The sequence below is a fragment of the Siphonobacter sp. SORGH_AS_0500 genome (assembly GCF_002838835.1).
Taxonomy (GTDB): domain Bacteria; phylum Bacteroidota; class Bacteroidia; order Cytophagales; family Spirosomataceae; genus Siphonobacter.
On sequence record NZ_NHPP01000001.1, the window covers coordinates 231,048 to 254,398 of the forward strand.

General features: G+C 46.7%; 22 protein-coding genes. 14 read left to right on the top strand and 8 right to left on the bottom strand.

Translation table 11 applies throughout. The features are described from left to right. Nucleotides 1-3: 3 nt before the first annotated feature. Together BWI96_RS22075 and BWI96_RS01015 are read right to left on the bottom strand one after the other, a co-directional pair. Nucleotides 4-438, bottom strand: coding sequence for an alpha amylase C-terminal domain-containing protein (locus BWI96_RS22075; protein ID WP_232793528.1), 435 nt, complete (start codon nt 436-438; stop codon nt 4-6). Then, entirely contained in the window at nt 438-1,727 is a 1,290-nt protein-coding gene (locus tag BWI96_RS01015) for an alpha-amylase family protein (protein ID WP_232793529.1), read from the bottom strand. Before BWI96_RS01015 ends, BWI96_RS22075 begins: the two co-directional genes overlap by 1 nt. 310 nt (nt 1,728-2,037) lie before the next feature. Between BWI96_RS01015 and BWI96_RS22080 the strand changes: the two genes are divergently transcribed. From BWI96_RS22080 to BWI96_RS01045, 8 genes are all read left to right on the top strand, one after another. Then, nucleotides 2,038-2,427, top strand: coding sequence for a cyclomaltodextrinase N-terminal domain-containing protein (locus tag BWI96_RS22080; RefSeq protein WP_232793530.1), 390 nt, complete (start codon nt 2,038-2,040; stop codon nt 2,425-2,427). A 107-nt stretch (nt 2,428-2,534) separates the two neighbouring features. Beyond that, nucleotides 2,535-3,944, top strand: a complete 1,410-nt coding sequence (locus tag BWI96_RS01020) for an alpha-amylase family glycosyl hydrolase (protein ID WP_232793531.1) — start codon at nt 2,535-2,537, stop codon at nt 3,942-3,944. A gap of 16 nt (nt 3,945-3,960) precedes the next feature. Continuing rightward, nucleotides 3,961-4,626, top strand: a complete 666-nt coding sequence (gene pgmB / locus BWI96_RS01025; protein ID WP_106634844.1) for a beta-phosphoglucomutase — start codon at nt 3,961-3,963, stop codon at nt 4,624-4,626. Between the two features lie 82 nt (nt 4,627-4,708). Beyond that, nucleotides 4,709-4,951, top strand: coding sequence for a hypothetical protein (locus BWI96_RS23085; RefSeq protein WP_369804033.1), 243 nt, complete (start codon nt 4,709-4,711; stop codon nt 4,949-4,951). Continuing rightward, nucleotides 4,951-7,023 (top strand): family 65 glycosyl hydrolase domain-containing protein, encoded by a 2,073-nt coding sequence (locus BWI96_RS01030; protein WP_369804048.1) that lies wholly within the window; start codon nt 4,951-4,953, stop codon nt 7,021-7,023. The genes BWI96_RS23085 and BWI96_RS01030 overlap by 1 nt, the downstream gene beginning before the upstream one ends. Before the next feature lie 88 nt (nt 7,024-7,111). Next, nucleotides 7,112-7,684 carry a GNAT family N-acetyltransferase gene (locus tag BWI96_RS01035; RefSeq protein ID WP_106634845.1) on the top strand — a complete coding sequence of 191 codons (573 nt, stop codon included), beginning with the start codon at nt 7,112-7,114 and terminating at the stop codon, nt 7,682-7,684. Beyond that, nucleotides 7,681-8,817: an AMP-binding protein gene (locus BWI96_RS01040; protein WP_106634846.1), complete on the top strand. Its 1,137-nt coding sequence runs from the start codon at nt 7,681-7,683 to the stop codon at nt 8,815-8,817. Before BWI96_RS01035 ends, BWI96_RS01040 begins: the two co-directional genes overlap by 4 nt. Before the next feature lie 610 nt (nt 8,818-9,427). Further along, nucleotides 9,428-10,213, top strand: coding sequence for a hypothetical protein (locus BWI96_RS01045; RefSeq protein ID WP_106634847.1), 786 nt, complete (start codon nt 9,428-9,430; stop codon nt 10,211-10,213). A 480-nt stretch (nt 10,214-10,693) separates the two neighbouring features. Here BWI96_RS01045 and BWI96_RS01050 read toward each other — a convergent pair whose 3' ends face one another. Together BWI96_RS01050 and BWI96_RS01055 are read right to left on the bottom strand one after the other, a co-directional pair. Then, entirely contained in the window at nt 10,694-11,356 is a 663-nt protein-coding gene (locus BWI96_RS01050) for a hypothetical protein (RefSeq protein ID WP_198555107.1), read from the bottom strand. Further along, on the bottom strand, nt 11,299-11,658 hold the full coding sequence (locus tag BWI96_RS01055; protein ID WP_106634849.1) for a helix-turn-helix transcriptional regulator: 360 nt from the start codon (nt 11,656-11,658) through the stop codon (nt 11,299-11,301). The genes BWI96_RS01050 and BWI96_RS01055 overlap by 58 nt, the downstream gene beginning before the upstream one ends. 216 nt (nt 11,659-11,874) lie before the next feature. On the opposite strand from BWI96_RS01055, the gene BWI96_RS01060 reads away from it, so the two are divergent. Further along, on the top strand, nt 11,875-14,736 hold the full coding sequence (locus BWI96_RS01060) for a hypothetical protein (protein ID WP_106634850.1): 2,862 nt from the start codon (nt 11,875-11,877) through the stop codon (nt 14,734-14,736). Nucleotides 14,737-14,914: 178 nt separating this feature from the next. Continuing rightward, nucleotides 14,915-15,592 (top strand): hypothetical protein, encoded by a 678-nt coding sequence (locus tag BWI96_RS01065; RefSeq protein WP_106634851.1) that lies wholly within the window; start codon nt 14,915-14,917, stop codon nt 15,590-15,592. An 81-nt stretch (nt 15,593-15,673) separates the two neighbouring features. Here BWI96_RS01065 and BWI96_RS01070 read toward each other — a convergent pair whose 3' ends face one another. The 4 genes from BWI96_RS01070 to BWI96_RS01085 all read right to left on the bottom strand — a co-directional run bounded on the left by BWI96_RS01070 (nt 15,674) and on the right by BWI96_RS01085 (nt 20,691). Next, the gene (locus tag BWI96_RS01070) at nt 15,674-17,143 is read right to left on the bottom strand and encodes an MBOAT family protein (protein ID WP_106634852.1); all 1,470 of its coding nucleotides are present in this window, start codon (nt 17,141-17,143) and stop codon (nt 15,674-15,676) included. Continuing rightward, nucleotides 17,124-18,116 (bottom strand): GDSL-type esterase/lipase family protein, encoded by a 993-nt coding sequence (locus BWI96_RS22085; RefSeq protein ID WP_307142966.1) that lies wholly within the window; start codon nt 18,114-18,116, stop codon nt 17,124-17,126. The genes BWI96_RS01070 and BWI96_RS22085 overlap by 20 nt, the downstream gene beginning before the upstream one ends. Nucleotides 18,117-18,195: 79 nt before the next feature. Beyond that, nucleotides 18,196-19,716, bottom strand: coding sequence for a hypothetical protein (locus BWI96_RS01080; RefSeq protein WP_106634854.1), 1,521 nt, complete (start codon nt 19,714-19,716; stop codon nt 18,196-18,198). Between the two features lie 90 nt (nt 19,717-19,806). Continuing rightward, on the bottom strand, nt 19,807-20,691 hold the full coding sequence (locus tag BWI96_RS01085; RefSeq protein WP_106635041.1) for a bifunctional 5,10-methylenetetrahydrofolate dehydrogenase/5,10-methenyltetrahydrofolate cyclohydrolase: 885 nt from the start codon (nt 20,689-20,691) through the stop codon (nt 19,807-19,809). Between the two features lie 174 nt (nt 20,692-20,865). On the opposite strand from BWI96_RS01085, the gene BWI96_RS01090 reads away from it, so the two are divergent. From BWI96_RS01090 to BWI96_RS01105, 4 genes are all read left to right on the top strand, one after another. Further along, nucleotides 20,866-21,249, top strand: a complete 384-nt coding sequence (locus BWI96_RS01090; protein WP_232793532.1) for a hypothetical protein — start codon at nt 20,866-20,868, stop codon at nt 21,247-21,249. Between the two features lie 326 nt (nt 21,250-21,575). Next, nucleotides 21,576-21,902: a DUF2452 domain-containing protein gene (locus tag BWI96_RS01095; protein ID WP_369804034.1), complete on the top strand. Its 327-nt coding sequence runs from the start codon at nt 21,576-21,578 to the stop codon at nt 21,900-21,902. 46 nt (nt 21,903-21,948) lie between these two features. After that, complete coding sequence (gene menB, locus BWI96_RS01100; protein WP_106635043.1) at nt 21,949-22,803, top strand: 1,4-dihydroxy-2-naphthoyl-CoA synthase; 855 nt, start codon at nt 21,949-21,951, stop codon at nt 22,801-22,803. Between the two features lie 129 nt (nt 22,804-22,932). Further along, nucleotides 22,933-23,346, top strand: a complete 414-nt coding sequence (locus tag BWI96_RS01105; protein WP_106634855.1) for a hypothetical protein — start codon at nt 22,933-22,935, stop codon at nt 23,344-23,346. Nucleotides 23,347-23,351 lie beyond the last annotated feature (5 nt).

Genomic DNA, 23,351 nt, shown 5'->3' on the forward strand with positions numbered 1-23,351 from the left:
TTTTTATTGGGGGGTAATTTCGAAAACGAACACACCATTGGCCGGAATTTGTATTGAAATGCTTTCCGTAGCCCGGAATGACCCCTTTACTTTTTTCGCCAGCAGTAGGTCTTTGTATTGATAATTTCCTTCCGGGTTCAGCCCGACTAATGTCCAGAAGTGTTGGGGAATGCGAACTTCCGCCGTCCGGGATTCTTCCCGATGGAAGTTGGTTACGAACAATAGAATCTGATTTTCCGTGTAACGAAGGTAACTGTACATATGCACGTCATCATAACCCGGCGATTGCCCCCAGTTATTGACGTATTGTAAATCATAAAAATGACCCGTCTGAACGGCTTCCGATTTTTGACAGAGCTTATTAACGGCCGCGTAGAAATCATACAACTGCTTTTCTTCGGCGTTTAACTGACCTCCATCAAATTTACCTTCGTTCATCAACTTTTGCCATTGAGGAACGGCCCACCAGTCAAAATCGTCGTTCTTCCGTCTTTCGTCTGAAAGCCCTCCGCGTCCGCCGCGGGCTCGCCTACTTCCTGGCCGAAGAACAACATCAGTGGCCCCCGTCCCATCGTAGCACTTACCACCCAGGCCGGAATCGCATAGTTAGGGTTTCGAGCAAAAAACTCACTGGCAATACGTTGTTCGTCGTGGTTTTCCAGAAACCGTAACATGTGCTGATCGATATCCCCCGATTCCTGTTGCCAGATTCTGGTAATATCCGCCACATTTCCCCGGCCTTCCATCAACGCTCTCAAGGTATCGTAAAGTCCTACTTTGTCGTAGAGGTAATCAAATTTTCCGTTGAAGATGTAGTTATGATACTGAGCCGGATTATAGATTTCGGCGATGAAATCAACGGTATATTTGGCCTTCACTTGCGGAATACACCAGCCCCAGAACTCCACCGGAACCATTTCGGCCATATCGCAACGGAAACCATCGACGCCCTTGCTGGCCCAAAACAGCAGAATATCCCGCATCTTGAACCAGGTGTTGGGAATAGGATCAAAATGCGTAGCCCGATTTTTCAGGTAATCCACGCCATAATTCAGCTTCGTGGTTTCATACCAGTGATTAATGTTCGGACGGGAAGAAAATACGTCATCACCCGTCGCTTTGGCGGGGTACTCATGGTAAGGCTGTACTGATTCAACGGGTACGTGTACGCCTTCGGGAATGATAAATTCCTCGCCGGGCAGGTAATAAAAATTGTTTTCGGGAGAAAAAGCTACGCCCGATAAATCGCCTTCGCCCAAATCCAGAACGCCCGTAGGTTTCACGTCAGAATGATACTGACGAGCAACGTGATTGGGCACGAAATCAATGATTAATTTCAGCTTCTGCTTATGAACCCGTTCGACCATTGCCTCAAATTCGGCCATGCGATGGGTTGGGTTCTCAGCTAAAAAAGGGTTTACGTCGTAATAATCTTTAATGGCATAAGGCGAACCCGCCCGACCCTTGATCACCGCTGGATGATCTTTCGGAATGCCCAGCTCTGAGAAATCCTCCATGGTGGCGTGTTCAATAACGCCCATAGTCCAGACGTGGGTAATGCCAAATTTCTTGAGGCTTTTTAAAGCCGTTTCGTTTACGTCACTAAAGGTTCCGGTGCCGTTTTCCTTCAGGGAGCCCCAGGGCTTTACCTGCTTATTTTTATTACCGAATAAACGAATGGTCAATTGGTAAATAAGTAACTTATGATTGGGTGAGGTGCTAGACATGTGGTTATCAGGGAAGTTTAAAGGGTACTGGCAGGAAAAACTAACGCAAACTTCTGAACAGTCCGTGTTTTTCCGATTGATTCGTTAAGTATCGTAAAATTCATTAACAATGCAGAATCTACTGTGTTTTAAAATCCTGTAATTAAATGCGGCTTTAGACTTATATTTCGGTAGCATTCTTGAAAATATCAATCTTTAACACTGATTTTCGCCTTAAAAATATATTATATCTAATTAAATTAATATTTATTCGCTAAAGAATTACCTTACGTATACCTTACATTTACCCCCAAGCTTAGCACTATCTTACATGCACCGACTTGCCCATCGATGGATCGTACTGACCTGCCTTCTCTTCTGCCTGGCTTATTTTGCAGAAGCTCAGGGACTTAAAGTAGATCATATTAACCCTACTAACTGGTTTGTGGGGATGAAAAATCAGCAGTTACAATTGCTGATGCACGGTCCTAATCTGAAAGGAACGAAGGTAAAGGTTAATTATCCCGGTGTCTTTGTCGAGCGGGTACAAACCGTTGATAATTCCAATTATATACTGGTTGATTTAACCATTGCTGCCGCTGCCAAACCCGGCACGGTTCAGTTACAATGCACTAAAATTTTTCCCCTTACCGAAAAAAGACAAAACGCAACGGTAATCAATGGCGGTCGGGAAATAACCATTACCATCCTTACGAACTGAAAGCCCGAACCGCGAAACCGCAGACGGTAAGTTCCAAAGACTTTGTCTATCTCCTGCTCCCCGACCGCTTCGCAAACGGCGATCCGACGAATGATCGTTTTTCGGATATGGCAGATACGCAATCCGACCGCACTAGTCCTTTTCTGAGGCACGGCGGGGATTTACAGGGCATTACCAAACACCTCGATTACTTCAGGGACTTAGGCGTAACCACGCTTTGGCTCAATCCCGTTATTGAAAACGATCAGGCGTTAACGGATGAAGGCGGCACGAAGCGTTCCGCGTACCACGGTTATGCATTTACCGATCATTATAACGTGGACAAACGCCTGGGCGGGAATGAAGCTTACCTGAAACTAATTCAGTCCGCTCATGCCAAAGGCTTGAAAATCATGCAGGATGCGGTGTACAATCACGTTGGAAATCGGCACTGGATTGTTCGGGATTTACCCGCTAAAGACTGGCTTAATCAATGGCCCCAGTATCAGAATACGACGTACAAAGATCAGCCCGTTGTTGATCCCTATGCCTCTGAACAGGATCGAAAAATCAGTCAGGATGGCTGGTTTACCTCCTTCCTGCCCGACTGGAATCATAAAAACCCATTCGTTGCTAATTTTCTGATTCAGCATGCGTTATGGACGGTTGAATATTTTGGCATTGACGCCTGGCGGGTGGATACCTATTTCTACAATAACCTGGAATTCATGAATACGCTCAACCAGCGTCTGCTGGACGAGCATCCCAATTTGTACATCTGCGGAGAAAGCTGGGTGAATAATGTGCCCAATCAGGCTTATTTTGCAAAAAATAAACTGAACGTTCCCTGGAAGAGTAATCTGCCCGGAGCCATTGATTTTCAGTTGTATTTTGCCACCAATGAATCCCTCAATCAGTCGAATAACCGTTGGTACGAGATTCTGGGGCAGGATATCCTCTATGACGACGCTTTTCGTAACCTTATCTTTCTGGATAACCACGATTTAGATCGGTATTTTTCGGTGATTGGGGAAGATTTGAACAAGTATAAAATGGGCATAACTTTTTTGCTCACCACGCGAGGCATCCCACAACTTTACTACGGCACCGAGATTCTTATGAAGAATTTCAAAAATCCATCTGACGCGGAAGTTCGTAAGGATTTTCCGGGGGGCTTTCCCAATGACCCCTCGAGTAAATTCACGGCTGAAGGTCGAACGTCAACTGAGAATGAAGCGTATTCCTTCGTTCGAACCCTTGCCCGTTACCGGCAGCAATCCACAGCCCTGCAAACCGGAAAATTGACTCACTTTTTGCCACAGGACGGAATCTATGCTTATTTTAGGCACGATTCTCAAGGGAAAGTAATGGTTTTACTGAACCCTACCAAAGATGCCAGAACCGTTCAAACGGATCGTTTCAGCGAACTGCTAAACGGGGTAACCTCTGCTAGAAATGTAATGACAGGAGCCTCGCTTCCTTCATTCAAACAAATACAATTATCACCCTGGTCTTCGCTGGTGCTGGAATTACACTAATCTGAAAACCAAAATTTTGACTACTTTGAAAGCTTGCCTTTTTGATCTGGATGGAGTGATTGTCGATACGGCCATTTACCATTACAAAGCCTGGAGACGCATGGCCAATGAACTGGGTTTTGATTTTACTGAACATCAAAACGAACAACTCAAAGGCGTTTCCCGCATGGAATCGCTGGAATTAATTTTGGGTTGGGGCGGCGTTACCTTATCGGACGAAGAAAAAAATAAATGGGCGACTCAAAAGAATGAATGGTATCTCGAATACATTCATCAAATGACTCCCGACGAAATATTACCCGGAGTGAAAGACTTTCTGGAATCACTTCGCAAGGCCGACATTGGCATTGGTTTGGGTTCGGCCAGTAAAAACGCCCGACTCATTCTGGAACAAATCGGTATGGTTGACTCCTTCGACGTCATTATCGACGGTACGCACATCACCAAAAGCAAGCCTGATCCCGAAGTGTTCTTGCTGGGAGCCAAAGCTTTCAACCTGCCTCCTGCCGACTGTGTCGTCTTTGAAGACGCAGTAGCGGGCATTGAAGCGGCCCATCGCGGAGGCATGAAAGCCGTGGGGGTGGGTTCAGCGGAGGTACTTACCGAAGCCGATATTGTGATTTCGTCCTTTACGGAAACTAGTTTATCCAAACTCAGCGATGAACTATTAGGCTGGCAATAAGCTTGCCTCTCTTGCTAGATTGACTTTATGACCATTAAACATACAAAATCAGTCGCTTAAGGCTGATTTATGAAAAACTCGGATGAAAAATTATCTAACACACGACGAATGGTGCATCATTGAAGAGGGCTTTCATCCCGAATACAATGAAATCACCGAATCCATCATGTCGATTGGCAATGGGCGAATGGGCCAACGGGGTAATTTCGAAGAAGGATACTCGGGAAAAACGCTCCAGGGTAACTACGTTGCCGGCGTTTATTTTCCCGATAAAACTCGCGTAGCTGGTGGAAAAACGGGTACCCTAATTACTTCGCCAAGGTAATCAATGCCGCCAACTGGCTCGGCGTTCAGATTGAACTGGAAGACGAAAAGCTGGATTTGGCGAACTGCCAGGTGCATCATTTTCAGCGAACCCTGAACATGAAAGAAGGCTGGCTCAGTCGTTCTTTTGTGGCCATGTTACCTTCCGGCAAACAGGTTGGGGTTACGGCAAAACGCTTCTGCTCGCTTACGTATGACGAGGGGGCCGTTATTCGTTACTGCATCAAGCCGCTTAACTTCGATGGAAAACTTACGATCATTCCTTACATCGACGGTACAATTTCCAACCGGGATTCGAATTATGATCAGAAATTCTGGCAGGAAATTCATCGCGAAACGGGTTTTGCGGAAGGGTATCTGCATTTAACCACGATTCCTAACCCTTATAACGTTCCTCAGTTTGAAGTCGTTACGGGTCAAAAATTTGATCTATACCGCGACGGAGCTCCTTTCCATTTCAAGGCATTACCCGTCAAGCAGGATCGTTACGTGAGTAGCCGCATTCAGTTAGACGTGATTGCTGGCGAAGAAATTGCCCTGGTAAAATACGCTTGTAACATCAGCGACCAGAATCATAGCCGCGAAGAGTTATTATCCGTAGCCAAGAATTACCTGCAGAAAATGTCTGATAAAGGGTATGAAGCTTTGCTGAAAGAGCAAATTCAGGCCTGGGATCAGAAATGGCAGCACATGGATATTGTGATTGAAGGCGATGTAGCAGCCCAGCAGGCCATCCGTTTCAATCTCTTCCAGTTAAGTCAGACGTACACGGGCGAAGACGATCGTTTAAACATCGGTCCGAAAGGCTTTACTGGCGAAAAATACGGCGGAGTAACCTATTGGGATACCGAAGCCTATTGCATTCCTTTTTATCTTTCTACGGCTGAGCCCAAAGTAGCTCGTAACTTGTTGATTTACCGTTGGAAGCAACTGGGCAAAGCAATTGAGAATGCCGAGAAACTTGGATTTAAGGACGGAGCTGCTCTTTACCCGATGGTTACCATGAATGGGGAAGAGTGCCATAACGAATGGGAAATTACGTTCGAGGAAATTCACCGGAACGGAGCCATCGCCTACGCTATCCACGATTACGTGCGTTACACGGGTGATCGGGCTTATCTGGGCGAGTATGGCTTTGAAGTCCTACTGGGCATTGCCCGTTTCTGGTCGCAACGCATTACCTGGTCGGAAGAGCGGCAGAAGTTTGTCATGCTGGGTGTTACGGGACCAAATGAATACGAAAACAACGTTAATAACAACTGGTACACGAACTACATCGCTTGCTGGTGTCTTCGGTATGTGCTGGAGGTAGCGGAAGAATTGAAGTCAACCAATGGCGAACGTTACCAAGCCCTGGTTCAGCAACTTTACCTCGCCGAAGAAACAGAGTTCGCTCGTTTCCAGCAAATTATCGATCAAATGCATTACCCAGCCTCGGAAGAGTTGGGTATTTTCCTCCAGCAGGACAATTACCTGGACAAGGAAAACATTCTCGTCAGCGATTTACGTCCAGAAGATCGACCGCTGAACCAGAAATGGTCCTGGGACCGGATTTTGCGTTCGCCTTTCATTAAGCAGGCGGATGTCTTACAGGGGCTTTACTTTTTCGAGGAAGAATTTTCAGAAGAGGTGATTCGCCGGAATTACGATTATTACGAACCCCGCACCGTTCACGAATCATCGTTATCTCCCTGTGTTCACGGCATTCTGGCTTCGGGTTTAAACAGACCCGAGAAAGCGTACGAGATGTATCTCCGCACCAGCCGTCTCGATCTGGACGATTACAATAATGATACCGAAGACGGGCTGCACATTACCTCTATGGCCGGAACCTGGATGAGTATTGTGAAAGGTTTTGGTGGTCTACGGATCAAAGACGGGCAGTTGCATTTGTCACCCACGTGTCCGCAGCAATGGCAGGGATATTCCTTCAACATTCGCTTCCGGGATAACTTACTGGATATTAAGGTAAGTGCCGATGGAGGAGTTACTGTTGAAAACCGTGAAGGCGATGCTCTGAATGTCTGGGTCAATGGCGAAGAACGGGCTATTGCGGCAGTTGATAAGGCTTAATTGGTTCTTTTTCCCAGTAAATTCACTCCTATTAACGTCATAAGGAACGGCTCAGAGGTATCTTTGAGTCGTTCTTCTTTTTAATCCTATGCCCTACTCATTCGATCCTTTCCCCGTATTAACCACTGACCGATTAGTCTTACGACAGCTCACGCCTGACGATACGGAAGATATGTTTTCGCTCCGATCTAATCCTGAGTTGATGAAATACATTCCACGGCCCCTTGCTCTATCGAGCAACGATGCTCTGGTTCTGATTGAGCAAATGAATCAGCGTACACAAGAGCAGAAATCCATCATTTGGGGAATTTCTCTTCGAGAGAACCCGGCTCTGCTCGGATTCATCGGATTCGTGAATCTGTATCCTGAGCATTTCAGGGCTGAAGTGGGCTATATGCTTCACGGCAATTTCCATCGGAAAGGCATCATTCGGGAAGCATTAAACCAAGTAATTCGATACGGATTTGAAACGATGCATCTACACACGATTGAGGCCATTACTGATCCTGAAAACATAGCCTCCGCCGCAGTGCTTACGCAATACGGATTTCAGCAGGAAGGTCATTTCCGGGAGAATCGTTTTTTCAATGGAAAATTCATTAGTCAAATTAACTGGACGTTATTCCGCTCTGCATTTCTCAAAACTACGAATCAGGAATGATAGTCATTCATCGGGATCAGCCGCTGCCCATTCCTCACACGTCATACGAAGAAAAAGTCATTGGTTTTTGTGAACAATGGCTCGCCGGACAATCCATGTTTACCATCCATACGTCCGGGTCGACGGGTATTCCCAAAGCCATCGAATTAACGCGAAGCCAGATGCAAGCGTCGGCCCAACTGACCGCCGATACGTTTCAGCTTCAAAAAGGCGACCGGGCTTTGTGTTGCCTAAATGTGGAGTACATCGCCGGAATGATGATGTTGGTTCGTGCCCTCGAGATTGGTCTGGAATTGGTGGTAATCGAGCCTACGTCTGCGTTATCGCCGTATCTGAACGGCATTGATTTCGTGGCACTCGTTCCGCTTCAGCTACAGAAGCTGCTTGAAAATCCCGAACAGCATTTGCCCGCTTTGCAAAAAATGAAGGCGATTATTTTGGGTGGAGCCGCCGTATCATCAAGCTTACAGGAAAACCTGAACGCGTTATCCTCACCCGTATATGCGACCTATGGCATGACCGAGACGGTTTCGCACATTGCGGTTCAACGGTTAAACGGGCCGGGAAAAACGGATTATTTTCAGGCTCTCCCCGGCGTGGAATTAGGGCTGGACGAGCGGGGCTGTCTGCACATTACCGCAGCCGCATCCAATCACGAACGTATCCAAACAAACGACGTGGCGGAGATGCTGGGAGAAAGCCGTTTTCGAATTCTGGGCCGAGCCGATAATATTATTAACTCTGGGGGCGTCAAGATTCAACTGGAAGAAGTAGATCGTTTGCTGGAACCGATCATGCACGAACACTTTCCAGGTAAGCGGTATTTTACCTGGGGCTTTCCCAATGAGACATTAGGCCAGCAGTTAGCGTTAGTCATTGAAGGCGAAACCCAGGTTTCCGGTCAGATCAACAGGTTTTTAGAACACCTGAAAAGCGTCTTGCCAACTTATAAAAATCCTCGCAGCATTCATTTTATTTCTCAGTTTATGCATACGCCCAGCAATAAAATTGATAAAAAAACCAGCGTCGCTCAACTGAACCGGAGTGTTAGAGCTTTCGTTTCCATCACCTCGGACGAAGCGATGTTTAGCGTTGCCAGGACTAACGGCCCTAACAAACGCATTTGCCAGTAATGAACTCACCTGTCATTCCAGTAAAGTCCTTCGCTTCGCTCTGAATGACAAATGGGGTGTTGTGGCACGCCTGTGCATCCACGCTAGTGCGGCTTTTCTTTTTACTATTACCCACCTGTCCTCTCAGAGGAAGGGAGAGACCTTATTTAGGATAACCTTTCCTGATGGAGAGTAGAAGGAAACGTAAGCAAGTTCCTTTGCTCTGGATGACAGAGGAGATGAGATCGTAATTGTTCAGCCACTGTTCGTTCGCGACTGAAAAAAGCGTCTGCGACGCTAAGCGTGGCAAAGGCGACTAACAACGGACGCCATTACCGCTGCCAGCAAAAAAGCTGGCAGCCCTCTATATTAACAATACTCTAGTTTACCTTCTCAAACGAAGGGAGAAATCTTATACTTGCTTTGCTAAGTGTCCATGAAAAGCACGTAAGTTCTTATAATGATTTAATAATAGATCGTTCGACCCTAAAACGTTGACTATCAATTAACCAGCTATCCATTAGAAACGATCAACTACTTGTATTTGATTCGGCTTTTATTAGCTAAAAGCACACCATAAAGGGTATAAACTGAAAACTATTCATTATTTTTCCCCTTTAGAAATGCGTTTATGGAAACTCCTTTACGATCCATCGAGATTAATTACCAGACAGCCGAACTCATTCCGGCTCCTTATTCCCACAAATACTCCATCCGGGCGACTATCAATCGGGCTGATGAATTGCAAGTCAACTTTCAGATTGAGTATATCGATCGGGAAGATTTGACAGAAGATGAAATCTGGGGAGAAGGATTTACCGGAAGCGACGATTTCGCCTGGGAAGGCACCCTTCTGCCCGTCTGGACCAATGAAATTCGCTCGCTTGGAGCAAAAACAGAGTTCTATAAAAGTAATCGCCTAGCCAACGAAGCAGAAAATCAGTTCTGGCTTAGTCTGGAATATAAAGATCAGGAGCCGGTGCTGGGGAAGCCTAAAAACCGGGAAGCCTGGGAGTATTTGTCGCAGGAGTTAATTCAGGCGATTTATGAAACCGCTAAACTCGAAGCTCCACTTAAACTAATCTACCTGAAAAAGCTAAAAGACAAATCCATTCAGGTTGAAATGAATGTCTTTTTCTCGAAGCGAACGGTAAAGATGAATCTTCAGATTGATAATACCGAAAAGTCTAATGAGGTTCGTTGGGATACGTTAAATCCGGTTTTAAAGCTCATTTACGCGGGCGAATTTCTCGCAGAAAAAGCCACGCAAAAAACCCCGGAACGCCCCGGTAATTACATTAATGTGGGCGATGGCCTCTGGTATGAATTCGGAACTTCATTGGTTAACCCCAGTGGTAATAATCGCTTTTTAAACGATATTGAAAAGTCACTGGACGAAATTTCAGGACTTTCTTAACAAAGACAAAAGCCGGACTTAGAATCCGGCTTTTGTTTTTCAGGGGTCATGCTCTTCCGAGTGTCTGTATAATTAAAGGCCTCTCATTTCTTATTACTTTCAAAAGCACAAGCGGGATTACTTTACTCTCCTTTTTATTTTCACAGGCTGTCATTCAGAGCGAAGCGAAGAACCTTATGATGATGGGGTATAGTTTCTAATGGAGAGTTCATTAGCCTTGCTTTACGCTCGTCCCATTCCCACAGAAGTTTTCTCCCTACGGTCGAGATGACAGGCCGGGGATGTATACACTCCCCTTCACCCTGTCATCCAGAGCGGGTCGAAGGACCTTACTGACCTTTGCGAACGTATTAGGTCATAAACAAACTTTACTAACCCTAACCCATTCCTACAGAAGTTCTCTCTCCAGGTTTGAGACGGGACAGGTAGAGGTACTTATTGTATACCCTGGGTCATCCAAAGTGAAGCAAAACCTTCCATTTACTTCACCCGATCCAGTTCCATTTTCAGTTCTTCAACCAAAGCTTTCATTCGGTCCAGCGACAAGGGCGGCTCGGGTAGCTGGGTGCTGTAAAATCCCTTTACTGCCCAGACTTCAATAATATCTTTCGAAGACACTTCCAGCGTTTGAATGGCTGGGTTATCGGAACTTAATAACAGCGTACTTTTGATCTTCAACTGATTATACACCCGTCGATACATAATACCCTGCGGACGGGCCACAATGACGTAATGCTTGGAGTCTTCCAGTTTATACCAGTCATTTACCTGCTCAGCAATGATGATTGAGCCGGGAATGGAAAAGTCTTCACCTACCTCAAAAGCCCGGACAACGCCCGATTGCGTTCGCGGGCCCTGGAAGGGCGGCAATTGCTGAATGTATTCGCCCTGTCTTGATTTAGTAAGATACTCACTTGTCTGCTCCTTCTTAACCAACCGAATACCTGAATCCTGACTCACATTGGTACTCGGTGCATTGACCGAAGGTGTCAGGGCGGGCGTTTGAATTGGCGTATCGAAGGACTTTGGCTTTTCAACAGGTAGGGTCGCAGCCGGATAATCCAGACGATTTAATTTTCGCAGTGTCACCCGCTGAGCAACCAGATTAACCTGAGATTTTTGCCGAAAGTACGTATCAACCACTTTCTGAATGGGCTGAGGGGCCTCGAAGGCTCTGCCCGGTAAACCGGAGGTGGCGGAGCCGAAGTCCCCAGATTCAAACTGGGCGTGTCCCGAATGCGGCGTAAATCAGCCGTTAGTAATTGATCCAGCGTAACCCCAAATAGCTGGGAAAGCTTGATTAGCGTCTCACGCGGCGGATTGGCCCGAGCTTCTTCATAGGCTCCAATATTGGGTCGTTTGGTTCCCAACCGACGAGCTAACTGCTCCTGAGTCAGATCGTTACGATTCCGTAAATATCGAATATTTTCACTAATGATGCTCATACCTCCTCGCGTTTTGACAAAATTTTTAGCAAAACTATTTAAAATTGAAAATCAGGCAAGCATTAATTGAGGTATTCGATTTTCTTGCCCATTTTTACTCGACTTACCACTATATTCTACAATTCTCAAAGGTGTTACTTTCACAGTTTGTGAGTAGCTTTCCACACTTATTTATTGCAAATCCCTGACGCGTTCAGTTAATACCCCACCTTAGGTATGTCGACTTGTTTACGATTATTAGTTATCCTACTAACGATCAGCTTTTTAGCAATCCCATCCTGGGCTCAACTTGGCAATACTTCTCAAAATCAGTCTTCGCTGCAATGGTCACAAAAACGCACCCCTCACTTCCGGTTAATCTACCCAAAGGGCTATGATTCCCTGAGTAATCATTTAGCGAATACCCTCGAAACAGTTTATGATCCTGTCGCGAAAACCCTGGGACGAAGACCCCGACCTATTTCTTTAGTATTACAAACCCAAACTACCGTTTCCAATGGGTTTGTAACCCTCATGCCCCGACATACAGAGTTTTACATCACACCACCTCAGGACGCTAATTTTCTGGGGAATAACCGCTGGCTGGATTTACTGGCCGTCCATGAATTTCGGCATGTGGTGCAGTATGAGAAGGCCATGACGGGCCTTAGTAAAGCTTTGTTTTACGCCTTTGGCTATAACGCCACTTCTTTTATCAACCTGGGCGTTCCAGACTGGTTCAGTGAAGGGGATGCCGTTTGTACGGAGACCGCTCTAACGGCGGGAGGTCGCGGTCGAATTCCTGAATTTAACCTGCTGCAACGGACGCAGTTATTAAGTCGGCCTAAACCTTTCTCTTACTTTAAAGCCGTCGCGGGATCGTATAAGGATAATGTGCCGGACTGGTATGTGCTGGGGTATCAACTGACCAACTATACCCGCCGAACTTTCGGCCCGGAGGTTTGGGACCAGGCGTTGAACAAGTATTACCGTTTCCCCTTCTACCCTTTTTCATTCTCGGATAAATTACGAAAAACGACAAAAGTTGGCGTAGAGGGCTTGTATAGATTGGCCAATGAGGACTTTAAAAAGCAATGGTCGGAACAACAACCCAGGAACTTAACCCCTGTGGATTACCAATCGGCCCTTCCGAAGGTATATACAGATTATCAATTTCCCCAGTATTTACCCGATGGCCGCTTGATCGCTCTTAAATCAGGTTTAGCGAATATTCCAGCGTTTGTTAGACTGGATACATTAAAGGAAGAAACGCTTTTTGAAACGGGTTACCTCAATAATTCTGCTACCCTTTCTTTCGGTACCCATACGCTCGTTTGGGCGGAACAGCATTTTGATCCCCGGTGGGGAATGCGGGATTATACCGTACTAAAAACCCTGCACACGCAAACGGGAAAACTGAATAAATTAAGCTCCCTTAGCCGTTACTTCGCCCCGAGCATTTCGCCCGACGATTCTCGCATTATTACCGTTGAAGTGGATACGCAGGGCAAAAGTCAACTGGTATTACTTGATGCTTCCACTGGACAAGTTTTGCAGGTATTCCCCAATCCAGATCAGGCATTTTATCAACAGCCCCGTTTTTCAACCGACGGACAGCAGGTAGTGGTTACCAAGCAAATAGGCCGTAAAAAGACGTTCGAGATAGTAACGCTTGCCAACGGCAGTACCCAGGAAGTCTTTACACCCCTTATTCAGAACATTGCTCAACCTTTACTTCACCAGAACTGGTTGATTTACAACGCTCCGTATACGGGCATTGACCAGATTTACGCCTATCATCTTACCACTAAAAAGACGTATCAGGTCACCCGTAGACCTTTTGGGGCTTACCACGCGGCCCTTTCTCCTGATCGAAAAACGCTGGCTTTTCAGGATTTTGGTGAAAAAGGATTTCGGATCGGTACTATGCCTTTTGATCCTTCCCACTGGCCGGAAATACAGGAAATCCCGGCCGCTCCTGATCGCTCTTTTGGGCCTTTGGTTCAGCAGGAAAACAATGCCTCTATACTCTCAAAAGTCCCTGGTCAGGACTACCCTACTCGCTCTTATTCCAAAGCCAATCTATTCAATATTTATCATTGGGGACCTACGTTCAGTTCCAGCATTACGGACTTGAATGTGGGTATTGAATCCCAGAATCTGATTTCAACCGCTTTTACCTCTGCTGGCTACACCTACAACGCAGCCGAAAGGCAGGGCCAATGGTATGGCAACTTCAGTTATTACGGCTGGTACCCCGTGCTGGATGTGAGTGTGAGCAGCGGCTCCCGAGCCACCCGATATGCCTTAGACCGGCAAGCTCCGCTCGACAGCACGGGTGTGGATCGCTGGCGTCAAAACGACCTGAATGTGGGCCTTCGTTTACCCCTTACCTTCACGCATTCCAAGTATCGGGAAGGGCTATCAATGGCCGTTTATGGCAATTTCATTCAAACGAAAGGGTATGACCTTTGGGTTCGAAACCGGAACGAACCGGGCTCTAATAACCTGGCTGCAACGACGGTATCTTTCGCGTATAACCGCTTGTTACGGCAATCCAAACGCGATGTTCAACCTCGCTGGGGACAAACCTTTTTGGCCTACGCCCGCAATACGCCCTTTGGCGGTACTTTGCAGGGGAACCTACTAGCTTTACAAACGCGGTTGTACTTTCCGGGTTTTGCCAAACACCATTCGCTCCGCGTCTTTGGGGGTATTCAGTTTCAGGGATCTTCGGATACTTATGTTTTCAGTAGCCCGCTATTTTTCCCAAGAGGTTATGCTTACGAAAACGCTCAACGCCTGACGACCGGATCGATTCAATATCAATTACCCCTACTTTACCCCGATCTGGCCATCGGGCCCTTGTTATACATTCAGCGAGTGAAACTCAATGCCTTTGTGGATGGCGGCCATGCGTTGATTCCGGTGCGGAATAATGGTCTGCGGGATCGTTATTACGGATCTGCGGGTTTGGACATCATTTTTGATTTTAATCTGCTCCGTTTCCGGCAGCCGCTGGAACTGGGATTCCGGCAAGTTATCACGCAGGAAAGGAGATATTCTGCTCAGCTTTTAGTAGTAGATATTGGCTTTTAATGCTACGCTTGTTCTCGATTAATGGTGTCTCTATGGGGTATCAGGCCAGCCCTTTCACATTTTTTAACTCCTGGAACGTCGATTTTGTCGCTGAAAAGAAAGATGGGTATTGCTAATGTCAGCTTTGATGCCATACATTGCCCCCCTCAAATTTTGTTAAGCCATTCACTTTTCAGCCATGAAATCATTCCTTTTAGCCTTTGCTCTGTTGTGGAGCACTACCTTATCATTCGCCCAGTTTCGTCCCAACCGAAACGGTAATGCCAACAATCAGACGGTTCAGTTTTATTCCCGTTCCAACTATAAAGGCGATGTCATTCGACAAGGCATAGGTACTTACCGAACCATTGACTGGACCATCAATTCCATTCAGGTTCCTCAGGGGTATGTCGTAGAAGCTTTCTCACAGCCTAACTTCCGGGGTGAGTCCGTAAAACTGATGGGTAACGTTGCTCAGTCGGGTAACCAGATCCGTTCGCTTCGCATTAGCCGGGATTATACCAACGATCGCCCTGATTACGATAATGGTGGCCGTCCGGGTCGTCCAGGCCGCCCCGATAACTCCAGACGTCCCGGTTCCAATGACCGCAATGGTGCTGTCGTTTTATACATGGATGATAACTACCGTGGGGGCTCTGCTACCCTGAACGTAGGTCGTCACCGTTCGTCGGCTCTAGGTCAGTTAAATCGTCAGGCTTCTTCCATTCAGATTCCAGAGGGGTATAGCATTCAGGTTTTTGAAAATGACAGCTTCTCTGGTCCTTCCTATACCTTAACCAGCAGCTCAGACCGTCTGAGAAATATTGGCTGGAATGATCGTATTTCTTCGATTATTGTCAGTCGTACCAGATATTAATCCATCACTTATCATTGCATAAAGCAGCAAGAGAGGCCCGTTACTACGAGCCTCTCTTGCTACTTTATGCACTACTACTCTTTAAAACTGAAAATAGATAAAAGGCTGGACTTCGGCGGATTGTACCTGAGTCATTAAAATAATCACTCCTAATAACCAGGCCAGTTTTCCGACCAGTGGTAAGCGGGTAACCAAGCCTTCTGCCTGTAACTCTACTGAACGTGGAATGAAATGCAGGAAGTACCCTAAAACCATGACCAGTAATACATTCTGGTAGCCCAGCACAAATTCTGTGAAGATTTCAGGTTTGAATTGCGTGGCAATCTGGGTGAGTACCTCACGGGCAATTTCCATGGAGTCGGCCCGGAAAAATATCCAGCAGAAGCAGACAAAATGAAAGGTTAACACCTGAGACAGCAACCGGGGCAACGGAAAATTTCCCACTGAAAAATACGAGCGAAAGAAGCGATGCACCACCAGAGCTCCGCCGTGAAGCATTCCCCAGAGAATAAATCGCCAGGCTGCTCCGTGCCATAATCCACCCAGCACCATCGTCATAAATAGATTGAAATAGGTGCGAAACGTACCTTTCCGATTCCCTCCCAATGAAATGTAGAGGTAGTCGCGTAACCAACTGGAAAGCGAAATATGCCAGCGACGCCAGAATTCAGTTACGTTTCGGGATTGGTAAGGGGAATCAAAATTGATAGGATACTGAAAACCCAGTAACAAAGCAATTCCAATCGCCATGTCTGAATACCCCGAGAAATCACAATAAATCTGTAAGGCATACCCATACACGCCAAACAGGTTTTCGAGTCCTGAATAGAGCGTGGGGTTATCGAAAATACGGTCAACGAAATTGATACTGATGTAATCGGAAATGATTACTTTTTTGAACATCCCGCTACCAATCAGGAAAATGGCTCGTCCGAACTGCTCGGGAGTCACGACAACCGGACGGTATAACTGCGGAATAAAATCCTTGGCCCGAACGATGGGACCTGCCACCAATTGCGGGAAAAAGGACACAAAAAAGGCGTAATCTAGAATACTCTTCACGGGTTTGATTTCGCCCCGGTAAATATCAATGGTATAACTCAGCGACTGAAACGTATAGAACGAAACACCCACCGGAAGAAAAATCGGTAGCGGATTAAAGGGTTCGTGCGTCCATTGCGTCCAGGCTTCGTAAAAGAAATTGGTGTACTTAAAATACGCCAGTAAGCCCAGATTGAGCACTAGGTTTATAATCATCCATACTCTTTTGTAAAATCGCTGTTCGGCATCGTAAATGAACCATCCCAGCACGTAATCAACGACTGTAGCCAGCACTAGCAACAGAAAATACCAGCCCGAAGACTTATAATAGAAGTACAGCGAAAAGAGCGTAACAAAAATAACTTTAGCCCGATGATGAGGCCGAAGAATTACGTAAAGGCAGGAAAAACCCAAAAATAACCACAGGAATAAACCGCTGTTGAACAACATCGGTGCATTGGCATGGTACTGGAATAAATCGGCTAACTTATTAAAGTCGATCTGTAACATATTCATTGAAGGCATTCATCAAAGCCTGGTATAATAAATTCCCCTGAAACTCGTAGCCTTTGCGGGTGTAGTGAACGCCGTCGCTGCCAATGAGATGATTCTTTCGCCAGAAAGAGGCCGCTCCCGTAATGCCATACAGGTCCCAGCAAGGCAGGTGGTGCTGATTGGCGTAGTCGAGGATGGTCTGCCGTACCTCGCCCATTTTGGCATTGGGTTGCGTTCGTCTTTTGTAGGAGTCTGCCGGCGTAGTTAATAAAACGATGGCTTCGGGATTATTTCGCTGAATGGCCTGCACCATTGAATCAATCTGCATCGTCAACTCCGGCATGGTCAGTTTACTGCTGTGGGATTCATTAGTTCCCAGAGAAACAATCACCAAGTGAGGAGCTAACCCCCTGGTTTGTTCAGCAAAATATTGCGATTCGTTGTAATGCGAATACTGAGCTCCGTTTACGCCCACGGTATGATACAAAACGCCGGGTTGCCCATTTTCCAGACTAAAGCCAAAGATGGTAGCATGAGTTTGTCCGGGACGACTCTGAACAGACTCAAGGGTGAACGAATCGTTTAGTTCGTGTAGATCAATCTGGTAAGGCTGTTGTCCGGCGACACTATCCGCGTATTCAGCCGAAGCCATGATGGCTCCACTCGCATCCAGAATGTTATAATCATAACTGTTACTATCCCTTAAGCAAAACAATTTCAGCCGATCAAACTGATACCCCAGAGCAGAATCCGAGCGAATTTCTACGTTGATCCGTTTTCCAGCTACAGTGTTTCGAACCGTCACGCCTCCAATTCCGTTGGGAATCAGATCGTTTGGCATTACACACCGACGCGACTCCCAGATGACATCGCTATTGGTTTTATACGTATAGGGTTCGTTGGTTCGGGCTACGTGAAAGGGCACAATAAACCCCCGGCCTGCATTCCCAAACTCATATTGAAATCGCTTGCGAACGATATGAGTCATAAGATCAGCCTGCAAATGCGAATCGCCAATGTGCAGGATATTAATAACTCCGGTCTGTCTGGTTTTAAGTTCAGCCAGTTTATCGAAAAACGGATTCAGGCTTTCGACCTGAGAGATCGCGTTTGGTTGCTGTGTTTCGTACGGTAAGGCTAGCGTCGCTGTGACTAGCGTTTTCTGTGCCTGGACGTTTGTGTAAAGCCCCAGGAGTAGTCCCAGCAGTGCGATTCTGATCATATTTTTTCTTTTCAAATAAAAATGCTCTGGTTAGGAGGCGGGCAATTTTGCGGCCACCGGCATATTTCATGTGGGTGTAATCTTTGTTAGCCAGCCCAGCATTGACGTATTTCACCATAGAACCTTCGCCCCCCATCGCTTCCCACAGATTCCAGAAGGTAACCCCGGTTTTTTGGGACATTTTCCGTTGAGCAGCGATCAAATACGGAATACTGGGGAAGGAAATATAGTTATCCTCCTGCTTCATGCTCCGGTCAGAAACCCCAATGATGAGAATGCTGGCCTCAGGAAATCCCCGTTTAATGCGTTCAATGGCAGCCATCATTTTAGGAACGTACCATCCGAGTTGCGTCGTATTAGGCTGAATCACATTTAAGCCATACTGCAAAATCACCAGCTTGTAATGCTGAAGCTTATTAAACTGCTGATACATGGATTCGGAAACGCCTAACAATCCCCAACCGGAGTTACCCCGCATGCTGAAATTATCCACGTAAACGCCATGATCGGATTCAAAACTCAGCCCGTACAGAGCCAGGCTTCCCCCGAACGACATACGAATCTGATCGCCCGAAGTATGTAAATCGTGTTCGGTTAAATACCCCTGCCCCGCCAGTGAGTCCGATTGCTCAGCATTTTTACCAAGCGTGTAGGTAACCCGGCTGTTCTGATTAGCCCGGTAGAACAATCGTACCCTCTCAAAATGGCTGGGACCGTAAGGAGCAGCCGTTTTAAAATTTACTACGTTATTGCCTTCCGGTACAAAGCTGTAACCCGAAACTCCCAGGGGAGGCCCTCCGGGCGTTTTTTCCTGAACGGAATACGTTTTAAAATTTTTAAACTGGTGACGAATGGTCACGCGGAAATTAGCTACGGGCGACGTAACAGGTACGTAACCCACCCCTTTCCCGCCGAACAAAGCCTGTAAGGTATCGCGGAAATCGCCGCAAAGCATATCTCCTTCAATGAAAGAATCACCGAAAAAAGCAATCCGAACGGGTTTGTGCTGGGCTTCTTCCGCCAGTGCTTTCATGATTTGCTTCAGGCCCTGTCCCGTTGAATCATAATCTTCAATGCAGGTTTGCCCTTTCGGACAAGGCACTGAAGCAACCAGACCAGAATCTTTGGTAATGACCTTGGGGGCAACGGTTACCGAATCTGGTTCTTTTTCTTCGCTTACATCAGCAATTAAAGCAGGGTTTTCGGGTAAAACCGGCTTCGAATTTTTCTCAATAGAAGAAAATAATCGAATGGGCTTTAGCTCGTATTCACTCCAGAATTGTTCGGGAATAAATGAAAAACCTACTAAACAAGCCACCAGCAACAGTGTCAGTAAAGGCACCTGCCGAACAGAATTGGAGGCCATTCTCTAAATCAGAAATTGATACTATGTCGGTTGGAAATAGACTAATGGCCGGATTACTCTCGAAAGGGTAACCCGGCCATTGATAACGTATTACTTTTTATAAATTTCGCCTTTAGCAGCCAAAAGTGTATTCTGCATCAAGGAAATAATGGTCATTTGTCCAACACCACCGGGAACGGGCGTAATGAAGCTGGCCTTAGGGGCCACTTCGTCAAATTTCACGTCACCTTTCAGCGAGAAACCCGATTTTTTGGTTGCATCAGCTACGCGTTCCAGTCCTACGTCCAATACCACAGCTCCTTCTTTGACCATGTCTGCCGTAATAAATTCCGGGCGGCCCAAAGCTCCTACCAGAATATCCGCCTGACGGCAGATTTCAGCCAGATTTTTAGTTTTGGAGTGCGTAATGGTTACCGTACAGTTACCGGGATAGGAATTCCGTTGCATCAGGATGCTCATGGGTAAGCCCACAATCTGACTACGGCCCACTACCACGCAGTGCTTACCTGCGGTTTCAATGCCGTAATGCTCCAGCAACATCAGGCAGCCCTGAGGCGTGGCAGAAATGTAGGCAGGCAGCCCTTTCGCCATGCGACCAATGTTAATTGGGTGAAAGCCGTCCACGTCCTTCGCGGGATGAATGGTTTCCATCACACGGTCAGGGTTAATATGGGCAGGTAAGGGCAACTGAACGATCAGGCCGTCCATGTCTGGGTTTTCATTGATTTCCCGAACTTTGTCCAGTAGTTCTGCTTCCGTTACGGTTTCGTCAAAACGAAACAGCGTGGATTCAAAGCCCAGCTCTGCACAGGCTTTTACTTTATGGGCTACATAGGTTTCCGAAGCTCCATTCGTACCAACCAAAATAGCCACCAGGTGAGGCGTTTTACCATTGCTGGCCTTCAGTTGTTGTACTTCTGCGGCGATCTGATCCTTATAACGGGCAGCAACGGCCTTGCCGTCAATTAATTGCATACTCTCTTGCTCTAAAATGATAAAACAAAAATCAGCTTCAAAGATACGTATTCCTAAGGTCTGGTTGGCCTGTCTTTCCAATATTCCCACTGGAAAATTCAGGGGATCACTTTCCGCTTCTCGTGACATACTGTGGGCAAAGGCTTGATTTCTGGCTAGTTATCCATTAATTTCGTGCTTGTATTACCCCCCTTTTACTTCATGCAACTCTCTTTACTCCCCAGCGACGAACAACGTTATTTTCTTGACCTCTTCGCTCAGGTGGTGTTTGATACCCGTCGGAATCGTCCCAGACTGAAAACCATTTGTAGTCAAAGGGTTCCGGGCGATCTTGCGGTAAGTTGCCCCGCTCGTTTACTCAATCGTTTTCCCGAAGGAACCATTTATAAACTGGATGCCAAACTGGTTCAGTTACCCGGCAAACAGCCGTACTTGGTGGCTGTGAATCGCCGAAATATGCAGCGGGCTCTGGAATTTTACGATCACAACCGACAGCTACAGAACGGCATTGCCAGAACTCGGCATACCTCCCGAAACAAACGCTCCTCTTCTTCATAACCGGGAATCAGTTATTTTATCCCCCTTTCGTTTGATTTTATTTTTATCCGTATTCTTTACTCATCCCGCATTACTCAACCTTTACTTCATCGATTCCTTGCTTTTCTTTCCGGTTTCCTGCTAAACAATCCCTATTTTTGGGCGTTTTTCATACAAAAAAACCTCGGTACCATGCCGGAAAACACGGAAGCAGGGGCGTTCGAAAACCCCATAAGACCAGATCAGGTGGCTGAAAATCCCGGCCTCCTTCCCTACGCTCACAATGCAGGCAGTGCGGTAGTACGCCTGAAGATGAGGGAAAAATCAAAGCCAAAGCTCTGACCGCCATGCGTCAGCAAACGGGTAAGCAATACGATCAGCTCGCGGGCCAGATGAAGACCTTACTCGAACAGGCGAAAGAAATCCAGCGAAGAGTGGAAGTATCCGAACGGGTATACACCGCAACGGTTAATTTTGAACCTTTTATCGGTCAGACGATGTATCTCTACGAAAAGGCCGACGGCAGTGATCTGCTTTCGCTGGTGGCCCCGCACGAATGGGGCCGCTCGTTTAAATACAATCGCTTCGTAGCTCAGGTAACCATGTTGTATGACCATACCTGGGATGTGCTCTTCTACAATGAAGAAGGCGAAGAAGATCGAATCAAACTATAACGGTCTGCCGGATGACGGATCGTTGAAAACTGAAAATCCGAAAGTAATGAGTGTTAATCCAAAAACTGCCCCTATCCTTTCCTGGAAATTACCCTGGGAACCGATTAAAGAATACCGTGAAATCCGTTACCTCTATTATGAAGGGATCGCGATGATTTCCATTAACCGTCCTGAAGTGCACAATGCATTTACGCCTCTGACGGTATCTGAAATGATCGAAGCCATGGAACTGGCTCGTCAGGATACCCGCGTAGGGGTTATCATTCTGACGGGTGAAGGCGGGCGGGCCTTCTGCTCCGGCGGCGATCAGTCCGTTCGCGGACACGGGGGGTACGTAGGCGAAGATGCCGTTCCTCGCCTGAACGTGCTGGATCTGCAACGTCAGATTCGCTCGATTCCTAAACCCGTAATCGCTATGGTAGCGGGCTGGTCCATTGGGGGCGGTCACGTTTTACACGTCATCTGCGATTTAAGCATCGCGGCCGAAAATGCTCGTTTCGGTCAGACGGGCCCTAAGGTGGGTAGCTTCGACGGAGGCTTTGGAGCCAGTTATCTAGCCCGGGTAGTAGGTCAGAAAAAAGCTCGTGAAATCTGGTATCTCTGCGATCAGTACGACGCACAGGATGCTCTGTCGATGGGTCTGGTGAATAAAGTAGTTCCTCTGGAAGAACTGGAAGAAACCACGGTAAGCTGGTGCCGTAAAATCCTGGCGAACAGTCCCATCGCTCTTCGCATGCTGAAGTCCTCCTTCAATGCCGATCTGGATGGGCAAGCGGGTATTCAGGAGCTGGCCGGAAATGCAACCTTACTGTATTACCTCAGCGACGAGGCCAAAGAAGGACAACGTTCCTTTCTGGAAAAACGGAAGCCTGATTTCCGTAAATTCCCTCAGTTCCCCTAAGTCACTTGTTCTGTCCCGGGCTTTTGCTTGGGACAGAATTTTTGTTTCAGGAGCAGTCTTTTCAGAAACTATTGAAAACCGCTGCTCCTGAAACCTCGTATACATAAGCCAACCATTCCTGTATTAGTTATGAATTACATCAAATCACTCGTCATATTTGTGGCTCTTGTCGGTCTGTTTTCAAGCTGTACTAAAGATACCCCACAGGACACCGATGAGCTAAGTTACCTCTATCAGACCTGGAAGCATTCGACGGAGGAAGACGTAGCCAATGAGCGGATCGTTTATCGCAATGCCAGTTATGGCTACCCCAACACGAATCTTCGTCAAACATTTACATTTACGGAAAGCGATGTGCAGGTTTCAGTCATTACTAATGCTAAATTAACGACCTATAAAGGAAGTTATACGGTGGTTATGAATGGAAATTCCGTCAAGGAAATCACCATCAATTACACCGAAACGGGTCAGAAGATCCCTACCGTTTTGCGGTATGAGGTACTAATTCTGGCTAATGATGCCCTCATTTTAAAACAGTTATAAAAAAC

Excerpts from the sequence above, each read along its gene's own strand:
- BWI96_RS22075 (WP_232793528.1), bottom strand. The coding sequence starts at position 438 with ATGAACGAAGGTAAATTTGATGGAGGTCAGTTAAACGCCGAAGAAAAG.
- BWI96_RS23085 (WP_369804033.1), top strand. The coding sequence starts at position 4,709 with ATGAAAAATTATCTAACACACGACGAATGGTGCATCATTGAAGAGGGC.
- BWI96_RS01015 (WP_232793529.1), bottom strand. The coding sequence starts at position 1,727 with ATGTCTAGCACCTCACCCAATCATAAGTTACTTATTTACCAATTGACC.
- menB (WP_106635043.1), top strand. The coding sequence starts at position 21,949 with ATGAGTGTTAATCCAAAAACTGCCCCTATCCTTTCCTGGAAATTACCC.
- BWI96_RS01055 (WP_106634849.1), bottom strand. The coding sequence starts at position 11,658 with ATGAGCATCATTAGTGAAAATATTCGATATTTACGGAATCGTAACGAT.
- BWI96_RS01070 (WP_106634852.1), bottom strand. The coding sequence starts at position 17,143 with ATGTTACAGATCGACTTTAATAAGTTAGCCGATTTATTCCAGTACCAT.
- BWI96_RS01060 (WP_106634850.1), top strand. The coding sequence starts at position 11,875 with ATGTCGACTTGTTTACGATTATTAGTTATCCTACTAACGATCAGCTTT.
- BWI96_RS01095 (WP_369804034.1), top strand. The coding sequence starts at position 21,576 with ATGCGTCAGCAAACGGGTAAGCAATACGATCAGCTCGCGGGCCAGATG.
- BWI96_RS01105 (WP_106634855.1), top strand. The coding sequence starts at position 22,933 with ATGAATTACATCAAATCACTCGTCATATTTGTGGCTCTTGTCGGTCTG.
- BWI96_RS01020 (WP_232793531.1), top strand. The coding sequence starts at position 2,535 with ATGGCAGATACGCAATCCGACCGCACTAGTCCTTTTCTGAGGCACGGC.
- BWI96_RS01085 (WP_106635041.1), bottom strand. The coding sequence starts at position 20,691 with ATGCAATTAATTGACGGCAAGGCCGTTGCTGCCCGTTATAAGGATCAG.
- BWI96_RS22085 (WP_307142966.1), bottom strand. The coding sequence starts at position 18,116 with ATGACTCATATCGTTCGCAAGCGATTTCAATATGAGTTTGGGAATGCA.
- BWI96_RS01065 (WP_106634851.1), top strand. The coding sequence starts at position 14,915 with ATGAAATCATTCCTTTTAGCCTTTGCTCTGTTGTGGAGCACTACCTTA.
- BWI96_RS01080 (WP_106634854.1), bottom strand. The coding sequence starts at position 19,716 with ATGGCCTCCAATTCTGTTCGGCAGGTGCCTTTACTGACACTGTTGCTG.
- BWI96_RS01035 (WP_106634845.1), top strand. The coding sequence starts at position 7,112 with ATGCCCTACTCATTCGATCCTTTCCCCGTATTAACCACTGACCGATTA.
- BWI96_RS01045 (WP_106634847.1), top strand. The coding sequence starts at position 9,428 with ATGGAAACTCCTTTACGATCCATCGAGATTAATTACCAGACAGCCGAA.
- BWI96_RS22080 (WP_232793530.1), top strand. The coding sequence starts at position 2,038 with ATGCACCGACTTGCCCATCGATGGATCGTACTGACCTGCCTTCTCTTC.
- BWI96_RS01040 (WP_106634846.1), top strand. The coding sequence starts at position 7,681 with ATGATAGTCATTCATCGGGATCAGCCGCTGCCCATTCCTCACACGTCA.